15 protein-coding genes are annotated in these 16,197 nt (G+C 44.1%); 14 read left to right on the top strand and 1 reads right to left on the bottom strand.

The features are described 5' to 3' along the window. The 11 genes from PLH26_RS04510 to PLH26_RS04560 form a co-directional block, all read left to right on the top strand. A partial coding sequence (locus PLH26_RS04510) for a dihydrodipicolinate synthase family protein (protein WP_324584799.1) occupies positions 1-424 on the top strand: 424 nt, incomplete at its 5' end. A 6-nt stretch (positions 425-430) separates the two neighbouring features. Further along, complete coding sequence (gene pdxA / locus PLH26_RS04515; protein WP_324584800.1) at positions 431-1,474, top strand: 4-hydroxythreonine-4-phosphate dehydrogenase PdxA; 1,044 nt, start codon at positions 431-433, stop codon at positions 1,472-1,474. Further along, a complete protein-coding gene (locus tag PLH26_RS04520) occupies positions 1,471-2,676 on the top strand; it encodes a four-carbon acid sugar kinase family protein (protein ID WP_324584801.1) in 1,206 nt (401 codons plus the stop codon). Before pdxA ends, PLH26_RS04520 begins: the two co-directional genes overlap by 4 nt. 11 nt (positions 2,677-2,687) lie before the next feature. After that, positions 2,688-4,268 carry a sodium:solute symporter family protein gene (locus PLH26_RS04525; protein WP_324584802.1) on the top strand — a complete coding sequence of 527 codons (1,581 nt, stop codon included), beginning with the start codon at positions 2,688-2,690 and terminating at the stop codon, positions 4,266-4,268. Positions 4,269-4,522: 254 nt separating this feature from the next. After that, positions 4,523-5,536: a LacI family DNA-binding transcriptional regulator gene (locus PLH26_RS04530; RefSeq protein WP_324584803.1), complete on the top strand. Its 1,014-nt coding sequence runs from the start codon at positions 4,523-4,525 to the stop codon at positions 5,534-5,536. A 70-nt stretch (positions 5,537-5,606) separates the two neighbouring features. Beyond that, positions 5,607-5,918 carry a hypothetical protein gene (locus PLH26_RS04535; protein WP_324584804.1) on the top strand — a complete coding sequence of 104 codons (312 nt, stop codon included), beginning with the start codon at positions 5,607-5,609 and terminating at the stop codon, positions 5,916-5,918. A 204-nt stretch (positions 5,919-6,122) separates the two neighbouring features. Further along, positions 6,123-6,776 carry a hypothetical protein gene (locus tag PLH26_RS04540; protein ID WP_324584805.1) on the top strand — a complete coding sequence of 218 codons (654 nt, stop codon included), beginning with the start codon at positions 6,123-6,125 and terminating at the stop codon, positions 6,774-6,776. Beyond that, positions 6,773-7,372, top strand: coding sequence for a hypothetical protein (locus tag PLH26_RS04545; RefSeq protein ID WP_324584806.1), 600 nt, complete (start codon positions 6,773-6,775; stop codon positions 7,370-7,372). The genes PLH26_RS04540 and PLH26_RS04545 overlap by 4 nt, the downstream gene beginning before the upstream one ends. A 149-nt stretch (positions 7,373-7,521) precedes the next feature. Next, positions 7,522-9,165, top strand: a complete 1,644-nt coding sequence (locus tag PLH26_RS04550) for a UxaA family hydrolase (protein ID WP_324584807.1) — start codon at positions 7,522-7,524, stop codon at positions 9,163-9,165. Between the two features lie 116 nt (positions 9,166-9,281). Then, on the top strand, positions 9,282-10,055 hold the full coding sequence (locus PLH26_RS04555) for an SDR family NAD(P)-dependent oxidoreductase (protein WP_324584808.1): 774 nt from the start codon (positions 9,282-9,284) through the stop codon (positions 10,053-10,055). Between the two features lie 64 nt (positions 10,056-10,119). Beyond that, positions 10,120-11,055, top strand: coding sequence for a hypothetical protein (locus PLH26_RS04560; protein WP_324584809.1), 936 nt, complete (start codon positions 10,120-10,122; stop codon positions 11,053-11,055). 198 nt (positions 11,056-11,253) lie between these two features. Here the strand turns inward: PLH26_RS04560 and hemW are convergent, their stop codons facing one another. Beyond that, positions 11,254-12,390, bottom strand: coding sequence for a radical SAM family heme chaperone HemW (gene hemW, locus PLH26_RS04565; protein ID WP_324584810.1), 1,137 nt, complete (start codon positions 12,388-12,390; stop codon positions 11,254-11,256). Between the two features lie 27 nt (positions 12,391-12,417). Between hemW and PLH26_RS04570 the strand changes: the two genes are divergently transcribed. The 3 genes from PLH26_RS04570 to PLH26_RS04580 all read left to right on the top strand — a co-directional run bounded on the left by PLH26_RS04570 (position 12,418) and on the right by PLH26_RS04580 (position 16,167). Then, the gene (locus tag PLH26_RS04570) at positions 12,418-14,250 is read left to right on the top strand and encodes a BamA/TamA family outer membrane protein (RefSeq protein WP_324584811.1); all 1,833 of its coding nucleotides are present in this window, start codon (positions 12,418-12,420) and stop codon (positions 14,248-14,250) included. A gap of 63 nt (positions 14,251-14,313) precedes the next feature. Next, positions 14,314-15,339 carry a DUF4271 domain-containing protein gene (locus PLH26_RS04575; protein WP_324584812.1) on the top strand — a complete coding sequence of 342 codons (1,026 nt, stop codon included), beginning with the start codon at positions 14,314-14,316 and terminating at the stop codon, positions 15,337-15,339. Between the two features lie 51 nt (positions 15,340-15,390). Beyond that, on the top strand, positions 15,391-16,167 hold the full coding sequence (locus PLH26_RS04580; protein WP_324584813.1) for a uroporphyrinogen-III synthase: 777 nt from the start codon (positions 15,391-15,393) through the stop codon (positions 16,165-16,167). Positions 16,168-16,197: the final 30 nt, after the last annotated feature.

A 16,197-nucleotide genomic window follows, 5' to 3' on the forward strand; every position in this document is an offset into this window, starting at 1 on the left:
AGAAAAAGATGAGCAACGGCTAAGGGAATCGGCCGAACGCTGGAAGGATAGGGCAGACTTCAGTCATTTTATCGGCTGGGCCGCCAGGTCATTTGACGGGTTAAAATGGGGATCTGACGGACTGGTTCCCAGTTCGGCGAACCTGGTTCCGTCGGTATACAGCAGGCTGTATCGTGCGGTGCATAATGGCGATGACCGGGAGGCAAAAAGTATGCAGGTGATATCAGACCAGGTAGGGCAGCTTTACCAGCAGGGCAGGCCGTTGCCGGATTCGCTGTCGGCTCTGAAAGTGATGATGAAAGCCATTGGCTTGTGCGAAACTTTTGTGTTACCTCCCCTTAATCGCCTTGGTGCGCAGGAAGAGGAAACGTTAAAAGCACAATTCCTGGCCTATTATTCTAATTTAAAACCACTATTGGATTAACGGACTATGGAAAACAATAAGCCGGTTATAGGAATCACCATGGGCGACCCGGCGGGGGTAGGGCCAGAGATAGCAGTGAAAGCGCTGGGCAGCCATACAGCTTTTGATCAGTGTAGCCCCCTGGTCATAGGGGATGCAAAAGTGATCCGGTCGTGCATTGCAGATATGGGTCTGGCGCTGCAGGTAAACCCTGTTCATGATATAAGCTCCGCCGGTTTTCAACCCGGCACAATAGATGTATATGACCTCAACAACGTGGATATGAGCGCGCTGGAACCCGGTGAAGTATCTGCAATGGCAGGTAATGCCGCCTTTGAAGCGGTTACAACGGCTATTCAGCTTGCGCTCGATAATAAGATTGATGCAACAGTAACGGGGCCTATCCATAAAAAAGCGATCAATGAGGCGGGGCATTATTTCTCGGGTCATACCGAAATTTATGCGCATTATACAGGCACCAGACGATACGCTATGCTGCTGGTGGATGGCAATTTCAGGGTTGCCCATATTTCAACACATGTATCGCTGCGGCAGGCCTGTGACCTGGTGAAAAAGGAAAGAATATTAGACGTAATACAGCTGCTGGATACCGGCCTGCGCCAAATGGGTATCCGCAATGGAAAGATTGGTGTAGCGGGTCTTAATCCGCATGCCGGCGACGCCGGGCTTTTTGGTGATGAAGAAGAGAAAGAGATCATTCCCGCAATTAAAGAAGCGGTTAAGCTTGGATTTAACGTGGAGGGCCCCGTTCCACCAGATACGATGTTTACAAAGGCTGTTACAGGTTATTACGATGGCTGTATCGCCATGTATCACGACCAGGGGCACATCCCCTTTAAGCTGGCAGGTTTTAAATGGAATAATGACGCCAAAAAGATGGAAAGCGTTAAAGGGGTTAACATTACCCTTGGGCTTCCCGTTATCCGGACTTCTGTAGATCATGGTACTGCCTTCGACATTGCAGGCAGGGATCTGGCAAGTGCCGATGCCATGTTATTGGCCATAGACTATGCAATAAGGTTAGCCTCAACTAAAAAAAACAATAGATGATCGCTGTAATTGCCGATGATTTTACAGGCGCCGCGGAAATCGGAGGTCTGGGCACCCGTTTCCGGATGAAAGTAGAAATAGTAACGCGGGTCAGTATCGAGCCCGGCACCGATTTGCTGATCATTGTTACGGATACCCGGTCAAAATCCCGGGAAGAGGCTATCCATGATATTCATCTTATTACTGCCCAGTTGATGAAGTTAAAGCCGGAACTGATCTACAAAAAAATTGATTCGGTATTAAGAGGACATATTATAGCGGAATTACTGGCCCAAATGAAGGTGCTGAAGAAACAAAGAGCCCTGGTCATTCCCGCTAACCCGCATTTAGGGAGGGTGATAAAGGACGGAATGTATTATTTAAAGGATGTGAGATTGCATGAAACGGGCTTTGGCAATGATCCGGAATTTGTGATGGCAAATTCAGGCAGGATACCTTCTTCTGATGTGATAGATATTTTGAAATTTAACAATGGTTACGATGAAGAGAACTTTAATATTATTGTGGCAAAAACAGACGCTCCGCTTCCGGATAAAGGGATCATAATCGGCGAAGCGCTGAGCTCAGATGATTTGCGGCTATGGGCCGAAAGAATAGATGACCATACCCTGATAGCAGGCGCCTCAAGTTTCTTCCTGGCTTTATTGGAACATCTGCAATATCCTTACCGGAAAAGCCTGTTTGAAAAACCAACAGCATATTTTAGCGGGAACATGCTTTTGGTTTGCGGGAGCTCTTTTTCAAAAAGCAAGAAAATGGTAGCGGAGGTATTGGCGAAAGGTGCGCCTGTGAGCCTTATGCCTCGGGAATTATTACAGGTGGATGGAACGCTTCTTTCCAATTTGCAGGATCAGTGGGTGGCCGATATTATTTCTTTGTTCGCTACTCATGATCATGTGATCATTGCTGTCGATCCGGGGGCAGTTTATGCTTCAAAGGAACAGGGACGAAATATAAGCAGGCATATGGCTAAAGTGGTAGAAAAAGTGATGAAGCGGCTGCCTGTTCAGGAACTGGTGCTGGAGGGTGGGTCAACTGCTTCATCCATACTACATGAGATGCGGCTGGAAAAGCTGTATCCTCAACGGGAACTTGCCGACGGAGTGATAAGAACAAGCGTGCCCGGGAATACGGCATTACATATCACATTCAAGCCCGGCAGCTACAGATGGCCGGACTCGATCTGGGATTTCAAATCTTAGAAAATAAATGCATGGAATATAAAACGGTGCATCTTGTCGACTATAGTATCATCATCGTTTCAGTTCTCTTTGCTGTTGCGGTGGGGGTTTATTTTTACAAAAGACAGCATTCCACCGGCAGCTTTTTTAAGGCAAGCGGAAAATTCCCTGCCTGGGCCATCGGGATATCTATTTTAGCGACGCTTGTCAGCAGCATCACTTTTTTAGCTTATCCGGGAGCGGGATATTCCTCCAACTGGATCCTTCTGGTGCAGGGGCTTATGGTTCCGTTGGTATTGTTCACAACGATCTGGTTTATTGTTCCTTTATACAGGAAGGTAATCGGGTTAAGCGTATATGAATACTTTGAGAAGCGGTTTGGGTATTTCGCCAGGTTTTATGGCTCATTTGGTTTCGTTCTTAACAGTTTCTCCGGCATGGCAACTACACTGTTTCTGTTGGCGCTGGCTGTATCTTCAATGATGGGGATATCTACTTTTTTAGTGCTTTGGATCATTGGCAGTACCATTATTATTATTACGCTTTTAGGAGGAATGGAGGGGGTTATCTGGTTAGATGTTATCCAGGGGCTCCTGTTAATAGTAGGTGGATTGGTATGCCTCGTAATGCTGATATTCAGTATACAGGGCGGACTACCTGAGATTTGGAGCGTTGCCAAAGCGAATGACAGGGTGGGATTCGGTCCGTATGATATTGACTTTACCCGTTTAACCTTTATTGTAATGGCTATTAATGGTATTTTTTATGCCATTCAGAAATATGCTACTGATCAAACTATAGTGCAAAGATACCTGTCGGCCGGCTCAAACCGGTCTGCCATTAAGGCTACCTTAATGGGTGCATTGCTCACTGTGCCGGTATGGATCATATTTATGTTTATCGGAACGGTCTTATTTGTCTATTATCATAAGAATCCGGGAGAGCTGCCTGAGAATATGAGACCCGACGGGGTTTTCCCCCATTTTATTATGAGTAAATTTCCTCTCGGGATTGTAGGGCTGGTTATCTCTGCATTACTTGCCTCTGCGATTGCGTCAACCGTTGCTGCCCTGAATTCTTTGGTTGCAGTAGGATTGGAAGACTATTACAAGCGGTGGCGACCCAACAGAACGGATAAGCACTATTTTAGCACCAGCAAAACATTAGTAGTATTATGTGGCTTATTGTCCGTGTTTATGAGTTCCTTATATCTTTTGGCAGGTAATGAAGGTGTGCTGGGAATTGTATTTGTTCTTTATGCCATCTTTTCGGGCGGTATTGCTGGTATATTCCTTCTGGGATTCTTCGTTCCATGGGCCAACAAAGGAGGGCTGAACGTGGCGATACTGGTTTGCGTATTATTCACCGGATATGCAATTTTAACTTCAACTACAATCGGATCGGGAACCGGCGAGCAGATTATTGTAGATATGGGCGATCTTAATTTTACGCATCACAAACTCATGCTGGGCGTATATACACATTTGATCATTCTGGGAGTAGGCAGTGTTGCCAGTTATTTTTTTCCAAAAAAAGAAGTTGACAAAAATCTGATATTCGCCGGCTGGGGAGATGCTAAAAGACAAGGTAAACTTAAAATAAAAGAACTGTAAAATTAAGAATGAAACACCTCATTTAACTGGAGTGGATTCGGTCGTCTTTTTGAAAAAATGCAGTAAACTATGATACTACTTTTTCCGGCGCAGATACTACCGTTGCCTGTTTTGTCAGGAAATCCTTTGTCCTTTGTTTTGCCCGGATCTGTTATAATGTAAACGCTTTCATGATAAAAGTTCGTTTTCTCGCCAGGGGCCTATAGATTTGTTGCGGGTAATCAATTTTATAAATGTAAACGCTTACAGTCCTCATGAGTAATTTGAAAGATGTTGCCAGCCTGGCTGCAGTTTCCATTGCCACGGTATCCAGGGTGATCAACAATTCCTCGTTAGTGGATCCGAAAACCCGCGTGAAAGTTCAAAATGCCATCAAAAAACTAAATTTTCATCCTAACCGCGTTGCACGCAGGTTAAGCAAATTGAGAATGAAGGAAGGCAATGGAAAGATCATTGGGTTGGTGTTGCCGGATATTAACAATCCCTTTTATGTGGATGTGCTGAGGGGAGTTGAAGATTATGCCCTTAAGCATGAATACGTGGTTATTACCTGCAATTTCGGGCAGGATGAATCCCGGGAAAAGCTTTATTTGAATATACTACAGTCAGAATCTATTGACGGGCTCGTGGTTGTTCCGGTACTTGGACTGGAGGAGAAAGTATCGAAAATGGTTGAGTCCGGCCTGCCCATCGTTTGTGTGGATCGTGAACTTACCGGCACCGATGTGGATGTTGTATTGGTAGACAACCGGAAAGGCGCCTATGAGGCGGTTCAGCATTTAATTCGATTGGGACATAAGCGTATTGCCTTTATTTCCGGGTTACCGCAAATTCCTACGAGCGTTGAACGTCTGAATGGGTACAGGGATGCCTTGCATGCAAACAAAATTCCCCTGGATGAAAAACTGGTTAAATATGGAGACTCCATGTATGAAAGCGGTCTCCGGCTCAGTGAGGAATTATTAAAAAGCGAACCGCCTCCCACAGCCTTGTTTACCGGGAATAACCTGATCACATTAGGGGCGCTTGAAATGATACACCGTTCAGGGTTTTCCATTCCCAAAGACATTGCTTTGGTGGGTTTTGATGATATGCATTGGTCCATTTCTCTGAATCCTCCCTTAACCGCTGTGCGGCAACCGGGATATGACATCGGAAAGCGGGCAACGGAGCTGCTTTTTCAACGCAGTGGCGACCTGAAGCGGCCAACTGCAAAAGTGATCTTTAATGCGGAATTGAAAATCAGGAACTCCTGCGGATCAGCCTGAAACCATCAGCTTTGTGCGCTGAGGGTATCGGCATTTACCTGTAATTTCAATGCCAATAAAACCGGGTTGTATGGCGAATAAGCAAAATATGATTTTCCCGGGCATCAGCTATGATTATGCACGCAATGGATTAAAAATGGTGAGCAGGTTCACCAGGCTGAAGAGCACGACCATTATCACTACTCAAAATACGCCTGCATTGTTATATCGTATATTTTTTGGTAATGCCATTAAGTATGCCTTGCTGCGCGGTACATTTTGGAAGATCGGCTTTCCTAAAAGGAAATGGATTAATTTGTGCATGGTAAAATTTGTATCGGATCAAAAGCGTGAAAAGTGGTTAAGAGCAATAGAAAGCCGTTTTTCCGGGTTGCGTGGCTAAAGAAAAGATAGAGGTGTGTTAATTAAAACAGGTCGTATAGGCCGGGTGAATAGGTAATTGTCAATAGTGAATCAGTTCACTATTCACTATTCACGAAATGGTGCGGCATATTATGGTTAACATAACAGCAGAAAACATATATCAGGAAGGCGGGCAACGGTTTGATTGTTTTGACTGTCATTTGGTTCAATCGTTCATATACCAATGAATACACTTAAACCCATAAGCCTTGCTTTGCTTTTCCTTCTCCCTTTTTTATCGCGCTCACAAAACACGCTTGAGCCGTATGTAGGCTATGGCATTGACCTTGCCGGGAAACTGCCTCTTAGCCAGGTAAACATTGGCTTGCAGTATCCTGTGATCCATAAGTCTGCATATCAGATGGTAATAGGGGTAAGGGGAAGCGCATCTCCTTACAAACGCACAGGTACTGATGTTGCTTACAGTGCCGGTCCGGGACTGCCCTTAACAATTACAACAAGCTATGAAAAAAGATCATATTCGGTTGCGCTTACGTTGGGAAACAGGTGGAGGATTATTTCCTGGGCTGATAAGAACATGATCTCTCTTTTTGTTAATGCCGGGCTTATACATTACCGTATAAGAGTAAAGCATGATGATTTTGATAGTGATAAATACACCATACTTAATCCGCACATCTCATTCAAAAAACAAGGAACATTTTTGGGAGCCGGCACTCAGTACAGGCGCAGGATTAATGTTGGCTACCTGTTTTTTCAGGCCGACATCTCCTCGCCACCAATAACGGAAAGCAAAAACAACCGTTACTATGCAACCCCGGCCATTTTGGCGATAAATACAGGCTATATTGTTGAATTCAAAAAACGAAACAGATGAAAATGATTATCCTGGTGAGATGCTTTTTTGTTTTGGCTATAGCAATAGTCTTTGTATCCTGCCGGAAGAACCATACGGTATTTGTGGAAGACAATGACGCCAAAAATTTATCTGTCTTCTCCGACAGAGGTAATAACGTAATGTCCTGCTATATTAACGGGAGTCCTTTCCGTACACAGGATAGAATAACTGGCATCTTGTTTGGACGTAGTGATTATGATATAAATTTGCGCAAAAACAACCTCGCAACAGATAATGATACCCTGATCGTAAGCTGGTTTGCGGATGGACAGTCTTACGAACACTATTCGATTGAGCTGATATTATCTGTTAAGAAAGGTTTTTCTTACACAGATTTCAACTTGCTGGAAGGTAAAAGGTTGGCGATAGACGGAGTTAATGGATATTTTGTGCTTGATCATAAGTCTGGTGAAAAAGGAACAGGAAGCATCTATTTTCACAGGGCATTCCTGATCTCCAACGACTCAACGGAGATAAGCAGGTTCTCCGGAATATTTGAGGCAATGCTACCTTCATACAGGATTACGAAAGGCAGGTTTGACCATACACTGCCTGGCGGGGTGGTTTTTTTCTGACAGGCAGAACTTCTGCTGCGAGAATTTTCCGGCCTTATTATACTCACCGCATCCATCCAAATTCAATTTTTATTATCCCCCTCCATTTCAATAATTTCGCTGTTGATTTGATACCAAGCCCTGAATATTCTACGTAATTATTTTGAACCATGAAAGCAAGCGTTCTGAAGATCCATCCAAAGGATAATGTACTGGTTGCCCTTACCAGCCTGAAGAAAGGCGAAGTGATTGAGCATAACGGAAACAGTTATGCCCTGGTTGACGATGTTAATGCCAAGCATAAGTTTTTTATTGATGATATGAAAACCGGTGATGCAGTATGCATGTATGGTGTGCTGGTAGGTAAAACACAGTTTAATGTGCCGCGCGGCGGGCGGATGACTACCGAAAATACCAAACATGCTGCCGGCGCATACGATTATCGTGGCGTAAAATACGAATGGCACGCTCCGGATGTGTCTAAGTTCAAAAACAGGACCTTTAACGGCTACCATCGCAGTGATGGCAGGGTGGGCACGGCCAATTACTGGTTGTTCATTCCCATGGTTTTTTGCGAGAACCGCAACCTGGACGTGATCCGTGAAGCCCTGCACAATGAGCTGGGCTATGCGGTAACCGATAAGTACAAGTCGTACACCCGGCAGTTGGTGAAAGCTTACCGGGAAGGAAGTGACCTGGAAAGTTTTCAGATTGGGGATATAAAGCCGGATCCGGTTCAACAGAGGATATTTAAGAATATTGACGGCATCAAATTCCTCAATCACCAGGGCGGTTGCGGTGGTACGCGCCAGGACGCCGAAACCCTGGGCAGGTTGCTTGCTGCTTACTGCGATAATCCTAATGTGGGTGGTGTAACGGTTTTGAGCCTCGGTTGCCAGAACCTGCAGGTGCAGGATTTCCTGAAATACCTGAAAGAACGTGATCCCGGTTTTGATAAGCCGCTGCATGTATTTGAGCAGCAACGCTCGCAAAGTGAAGAACAATTGGTGGCAGACGCTATCCGCAAAACATTTGAAGGACTTATTGAACTGAATAAACTGGAAAGAAAGGCGGCGCAGCTTACAGAATTGTGCATTGGTGTAAAATGCGGGGGAAGCGACGGCTTCAGTGGAATATCGGCTAATCCTGCTGTTGGCTATTGCGCTGATTTGGTAGTAGGTTTGGGAGGGAAAATTTTGTTGGCTGAGTTTCCTGAGCTCTGCGGTGCAGAACAGGAACTGGTTGACCGTTCAGTTAATGAAGCTACTGCCCGGAAGTTCATGCGGTTAATGAGAGACTATAACGAAATGGCCGAAAAGGTAGGTTCCGGGTTTCACATGAACCCTTCCCCCGGCAACATCAGGGACGGGCTGATCACCGATGCTATCAAATCGGCAGGCGCTGCAAAAAAAGGCGGCACTTCCCCGGTGGCAGATGTACTCGATTATACGGAAAGGGTAAGCAAATCCGGTTTGAGCCTGGTATGTACGCCGGGCAATGACGTGGAAGCCACTACCGGCAAAACGGCTTCCGGCGCTACATTGATCCTTTTTACCACCGGACTGGGTACGCCCACCGGCAACCCGGTATGCCCTACTATAAAAGTAGCCACTAACTCCTCCCTTGCCAAACGGATGCCGGATATAATAGATATTGATACCGGCGCTATTATTGAAGGGGAAAAAACGATTGAAGAAATGGGCGAGGAGATACTGGAATATTGCATCAGGGCGGCCAGCGGGGAAGAAATTCCCAAAGCCGTGCAATTGAACCAGGATGATTTCATTCCATGGAAAAGAGGAGTGTCGTTGTAGTGGTAAGGTAAGTGGTAAGTGGTAAGTAGTGCCTTATAACCTGAAACCTGCAACCTGTAACCCCTGACTCAAATCAGAAATCAGAAATCTCAAATCTCAAATCATAAATCTCCTTCATGTTCAGATTAGACAATAAAGCCGTTGTTATTACAGGCGGCGGAAGCGGAATAGGCAAAGCCATCAGCACAACCTTTGCAAAGCAGGGTGCTATCGTGTATATTCTTGAGATGGACGAAAAAGGGGCTGCATCCACTGTTGACGAGATCACTGCGGAAGGCGGGAAAAGCAGCTTCTTCAAATGCAATATCGCTGTTCAGCAGGAAGTGAAAGCCGTGGTAGCGCAGATCACTCAAAAACATGCGGCAATAGATGTACTCGTGAACAATGCGGGCATCGCTCATATCGGGCAGGCCGACAACACCGCTGAAGAAGATTTTGACCGGGTAGTGGCGGTGAACATCAAGGGCGTATACAATTGCCTGCATGAAATCATCCCCTTTATGAAACAAAAAGGCGGCTCCATATTGAACATGGCTTCTATTGCTGCGCTGGTGGGTATTCCCGACCGATTTGTGTATTCGGCTGCCAAAGGAGCAGTGGGTGCAATGACCTTATCGGTGGCTAAAGATTATTTAAGCTATAACATTCGTTGTAACTGCATTTCCCCGGCAAGGGTGCACACGCCTTTTGTAGACGGTTTCCTGGCAAAAAATTATGCAGGCAGGGAGAAAGAAATGTTCGAGAAGTTGTCTAAAACCCAGCCTATCGGCCGCATGGCCAAACCTGTTGAAATAGCGCACCTGGCGTTATATTTGTGCTCGGATGAGGCTTCCTTCATCACCGGCTGCGACTATCCTATTGACGGCGGCTTTGTTAAATTGAATAACTGACCGGGGTTTGGCGGGTCGTCTGCAATTTTATTTGAATGCACGGCGTTAGCCATAAAATGATACGATGAAACATTATTGGGCTGCTTATATAGTGTTGTGCATTGGTGCCGCATCCTGCACCAAAGTTGATAATGGAGAGGTTACAGAAGCAAGTTTGGTTTTTCGTTACAGGTTCGATTCAACGCTGGAAAGGCTTAATAATACCGGTCAGCCTGTTTCGCTTCACGATGGCAATGCCGCCCAAAGCCCCCTGTTCAACAGTATGGCTACGCATTACATTGAACTTACGCCCGATGCTTCAACGCCATTGGGTAAAGGGGCGGTGCTTTACAAAGCGCCTGAAACGGATGCCGGTGGAGAATCCGCTATTGATTTTGAACGATCCGCGGGCGCCGCCAACTATGAAGTATTTTATGCGGTACCGTTAAAAGATATACCTGCCGGTGAATACGAATGGTTGCGTATTTCACTGGCTTATCAGAACTATACAGTGCAATACCATGTGGATACTACCATTATCATTGCTACCGATACCAGCACCAATAGCATAGTGATAGACCGCGACCTTACAGGAACGGTAGCTTCATTCATCGGCTATAACACTTATCTCAAATCCTATCTCATCAAAACCCGGTCGCTCACAGTTAACGGTAACCGCAGGCAGGGATACTGGGGTTTTGAAACTACATTGAGCGGCGAAGGGTTCAGCGAAACGTATACCACTTCAGGGCAATCACCGGAAGGCAGCACAACTGTGGTTAACCCCATTTTTGATACCTCACCTGTACCTGCAGGTTCCTGCGTGGTAACGGCGGCATTTGTACCGGGCAAACTTGTGATCACGGGGAAGGAAACAGAAAACATCATAGTAGAAGTATCCCTTTCTACCAATAAAAGCTTTGAATGGAAAGAAGTGGTGAACAATGGCAAATGGGATCCGCTGAAAGGCGAACCTGTAGTGGATATGGGAATACGGGGTATGATACCAACCGTAAAATAAACCTGCATTGCCGCTCATCATTCCTTCATTAAATACAGGAATAAAATTTGTAAATTGTACGTGTTAAAAGCGTAGAAATGCCTTTTTCGTACAGTTTATTAAGCAACGGTGCTATTCTTGTAATTATAGCGATACTGGCGGCGGCCCAGGCATTCAGGGCTATCCGGAAATCATCTCACAAAGCCGGCTAAAGTATTTTTAAAGCTTATCTTCAAATAAACCTGCTGCTATGCCATCGGCAAATAATTTTCCTGCATTGGTAAGCTTTACGCAATTGTTCTGTATTATCAGTTTTTCACTATCACTATAAGGTTTCGCAGCTACCAGGAGCCGTTCTCTAAAAGCTGCTCCAAATTGTTTTTGGATGTGGTTCAGATCAATGCCCTCCATAGTGCGCAGGCTCGTCATAATGTATTCGTTAAGCTTTTGTACAGTAGTGAGCCTTTCTTTTTCTGACGGGATGATATTTTGCAGAAGAGACCTGATATACAAACTGTTGTTAGCAATATTCCAGCTTCGGGTATCTGTACCGTTAAATGAATGAGCCGAAGGCCCAATGCCGTAGTAGGGTTTGCCCTGCCAGTAGGAGGTATTATGGCGGCTTCTTTTACCGGGGATGGAAAAATTAGATATCTCATAGTGCTCGTATCCCGCTTCCTCCAACCATTCTGCAAGCTTCGTGAACTGCCTTGCCTGTTGTTCGGGATCAGTATCCTGCATTTTATTTTTGGCTATCAGGCTGTGCAGCGCTGTTTTGGGTTCCACGGTCAGTGCATAGCAGCTCAAATGCAGTATGTTAAAGTCAATGGCTTTCTTAACGTTCTGCCGCCATTTTTCATCACTGAGCCCCGGTGAGCCATAGATCAGATCGATCGTAAGATTATCAAAACCTGCATCCTGCGCCAGTACAATGCTGTTCACCGATTGTTCGGCTGTGTGTGCCCTGTTCATCCATTTCAGGTCTTCTTCAAAAAAAGACTGAATGCCAATGCTCAGCCTGTTGATGCCCATGCTTTTCCAGGATGTCAACAGCTCTCCCGAAATATCATCGGGGTTAGCCTCTAACGTAATTTCAGCATCAGGAACAATATGAAATTTCCGGCGGAGCGCATCTAAGATCATATTCAATGCTTCTGCCGGTAATAAACTTGGCGTGCCTCCACCAAAATAAATTGTTTCAACCGTTTTATCATTATTATATACTGTGCGTAAAGCTATTTCTTTCAATAAAGCGTTTATTAAATCGTTCTTGAGCCGGAGCGAAGTGGAAAAATGAAAATTGCAGTATAAACAAGCCTGCCTGCAGAAAGGAATATGGATGTATATACCTGCCAATGTTAACGATTTTTGATTTCAGGTTTTATGCTTTTAGTTTTGCCGGTAATGAACCGGCTGCGTTGCTTTACAGGGTTAGTGTTTTTACTGGTGCTGTCGTTATATGCAGGCGCCCAGGATAAGTACAGGCTTCATTATGCTTTTGTTGACAAAGATACCAGCTTCCGGCCTGAAACGCTGGATTTGCAAACCACATTTACCAGCCTGGAGCATTGCCGCCGGTACGTTGATCAGATCGTTGGCTCATTGCAGGCTAAAGGATATATTACCGCGTCGGCAGACAGCATCGTATTTGATTCATCAACAGCCAGGATTTGGATATATATCGGCAATACATATCAGTGGGTTGAATTGAATACCGACAGCGCCGACAAAAAAATGCTTGCTTCTGTAGGATGGAACAGCAAAGCCTTCTCAAAAGACGTGCTGAATTTCGATAAAGTGCAATACTGGCAGGAACGAATGCTTAATTATTATGAGAACAATGGGTATCCTTTTGCAAGCGTTGTATTGGACAGCCTTACCGTACAAAATGAAAAAGTGTCCGGCATGCTTAAAACCGAGAAAGGCCCGGCCTATAAAATTGATAGCATAAGGGTGTATGGAAAAGCCAAGATCTCTAACTTCTTTCTGCAAAGATATTTGGGTATTGAAAACGGTTCTCCCTATAAAAAAGCCAGGCTTCAATCGGTCAGCCAGCGTTTGCTGGAACTGCCTTATCTGAAGGAGATCAAAGCATGGGACATGACAATGACAGGATCCGGCTCTGTACTGAACCTGTACATTGATCCTAAAAGGAGCAGCCAGGTAGATGTGCTGGTGGGTTTTTTGCCTGCTGCAGAAGGAACCGGCAGAACAAAACTGCAGCTAACCGGCGAAGCGAATATCAATCTTAAAAATGCATTGGGCAGTGGCGAAACCATTGGGGTGAACTGGCAGCAAATACAGGTGAAATCGCCCCGCCTGCATTTGTTATATGAGCATCCCTTTGTGTTTAATACAGCATTTGGATTGGACTTTAATTTTGACCTGTTAAAAAAGGATTCATCATTCCTTAACCTGAATGCCGGGTTTGGTGTACAATACCTGTCAACCGGTAAACAGAGCGGGAAAGTGTTTTTTCAAAGCTTTTTTACCAATGTGCTTCCCGGCGGCATAGATACTGCTCAGGTAAAAGCAACCCAAAAGCTGCCTTCTTATATTGATGTAACCACCAGCAATGTAGGAATCAATTATAAATACAACAATACGGATTACCGGTTCAATCCCCGCAAGGGAAATGAATTTACGGTTACAGCTTCGGCAGGGCTAAGAAAAATCAGGCCCAATACAGCCATCACCGGTATTAAAAAAGATGCTTCAGGTAATGATTTCGATTATGCTTCGTTGTATGATACACTGGATATGCGAACCTATCTTTTAAAGATCAATGTATCGGGCGCACATTACTTTAAAGCAGGCAAACAATCTGTGGTAAAAGCTGCTGTAAACGGCGGGTGGCTGTATACGCATGATATTTTTAAGAATGAAATGTACCAGATAGGCGGTTATAAATTATTAAGAGGTTTCGACGAAGAAAGTATTTACGCCGGCAGTTATACGGTGCTAACGGCTGAATATCGTTTTTTTATAGGGTTAAATTCTTATTTTTTTGGATTTGCAGATGGCGGCTGGGCAAAGAACAATGCTTATGGCGAAATACGGCAACAGGGTCATACTTACCTCGGGATGGGGATAGGCATGGCGTTTGAAACAAAAGCCGGCATATTTAATTTAAGTTATGCAATAGGTAAGCGTGATGATAGGCCGTTTAATTTAAGGCAATCTAAAATACATTTCGGATTGGTTAGCCTGTTTTAATGATATGCCTTAAATAGTTTATGACGGATTCAGATATTTTTGCAGCATTAAACATTTGAACAATTGAGAAGAACCATTTTATTGTGTGTGATTTTGCAGGTTGTTTTACTGTCTGCCGTATGCGGACAGGATGATTCTTCCGGTATAAAATTGCCTTCTTCACAAACAACAATTATAAAAGATTCTTCTGTAAAGGATTCTTCTGTAAAAGATTCAGTACCTAAACCTGCCCGCAAAAAAACTGTTCCGGTTAAGGTGGTCAAACCGGAGCAGGCGCCCTTACGAACCGATTCAATACCAAGGCCAGTGGTTCAAAAAGACACCGTTACCGGATTACTGCCTTATGGACGTGCCGTGCGCCCATATATAATACAACACCTTTATTATAATACCGCCAGTGATATCGTTTATACCCCTTCAAAAAGATATAGCCCGGATAACAAGGATGAGCTGTTTTACATTTTCTGCGGAACATTGTTTTTCCTTGGCATATTGCGGTTAGGCTTTCCCAAGTATTTCCACGACGTATTTAATGTATTCTGGAGATCGGCTTTCAGACAGAAACAAATACGTGATCAGCTTCAGCAGGCCGGAATGACAACCCTGCTTTTTAATATCTTTTTTGTTTTCAGCACTGCGCTTTTCAGCTACCTGGTAATAGAATATACGACCAATAATATTACAAGACCTTTGCTGTTGTTTGCCCTGTGTTTTTTTAGTATAGCATTGATCTATTGCGGAAAATACTTTATTTTAAAATTAATGGGATGGATATTCGGACAGCAAACAGCTGCAGATACCTATATTTTTATTGTCTTTTTGGTCAATAAAATATTATCAATTTTATTAATACCGTTGATGGTTATCCTCGCTTTCGGAGAGCCTGCATTTCAGCAGGTTGCATTTACCGTTTCGGTTATTTTGTTAGGGGCTTTGTTAATATACAGGTTTGTACTTTCTTTTTCGGGACTACGTAATGAATTAAGAATTAGTTGGTTACATCTATTTTTGTATGTATGCGGTTTTGAAATTGTACCGGTTTTACTGATTTACAAACTCCTGTTACATTTGTTTGGAAGAAGTTCGTAACTTCGCGGGATCATTGCCTACTAAAGATAAACATATAGTTAAACAGAGAAAATGGCAGTAAGCAGTTCTACTATGTCTATTAAAAAGGTCCTGATAACCCAACCACGCCCGGATTCGGATAAATCTCCGTACTTTGAACTGGCACGAAAACACAGTGTTGAGCTGGAGTTTTTTCCGTTTATAAGGCTGGAAGGCATTCCTTCAAAGGATTTTCGAAAGCAAAAAATTGATATTGGCTTATACAGCGCCGTAATTTTTACCAGCAGGCATGCTATTGATCATTTCTTTCGCATTTGTGAAGAGCTGAGAGTAACGGTATCACAGGATACCAAATATTTTTGCATTACCGAAGCGGTTGCTTTATATCTTCAAAAGTTTATCCTTTACCGGAAAAGAAAAGTATTTTATGGTGCTGATGGAACAAACAAAAGCCTGTTTGATGTGATCAATAAGCACAAGGAGAATGAACAGTTTTTATATCCCTGTTCTGAAAATCAGCAGGATAACGATATTATCAACTGGCTTAAGGCCAATAAGTGCGAATTTACCACGCCATTTATGTACAGAACCATCAGCAACGATGTAAAGCAGGTGCTTACGAAATCTGAATTTGATGTGATCTGCTTTTTTACACCCAGTGGGGTTAGAAGCCTGTTGGAGAATTTCCCCCGGTATAAGCAAAATGGAACAAGAATAGGTGCTTTTGGGAACAATACTTCCAGAGCCATAGAAGAAGCCGGTTTAACACTGCACATTAAAGCTCCTGCCCCCGAAACACCTTCAATGGTAGCAGCTCTGGAAAAATTTTTAAACAGCAATAAAAAGTAGTGTAAGCGGCAATAAAGTAATTTTACGAAA

Source organism: Agriterribacter sp., assembly GCF_035444585.1.
GTDB lineage: Bacteria > Bacteroidota > Bacteroidia > Chitinophagales > Chitinophagaceae > Agriterribacter.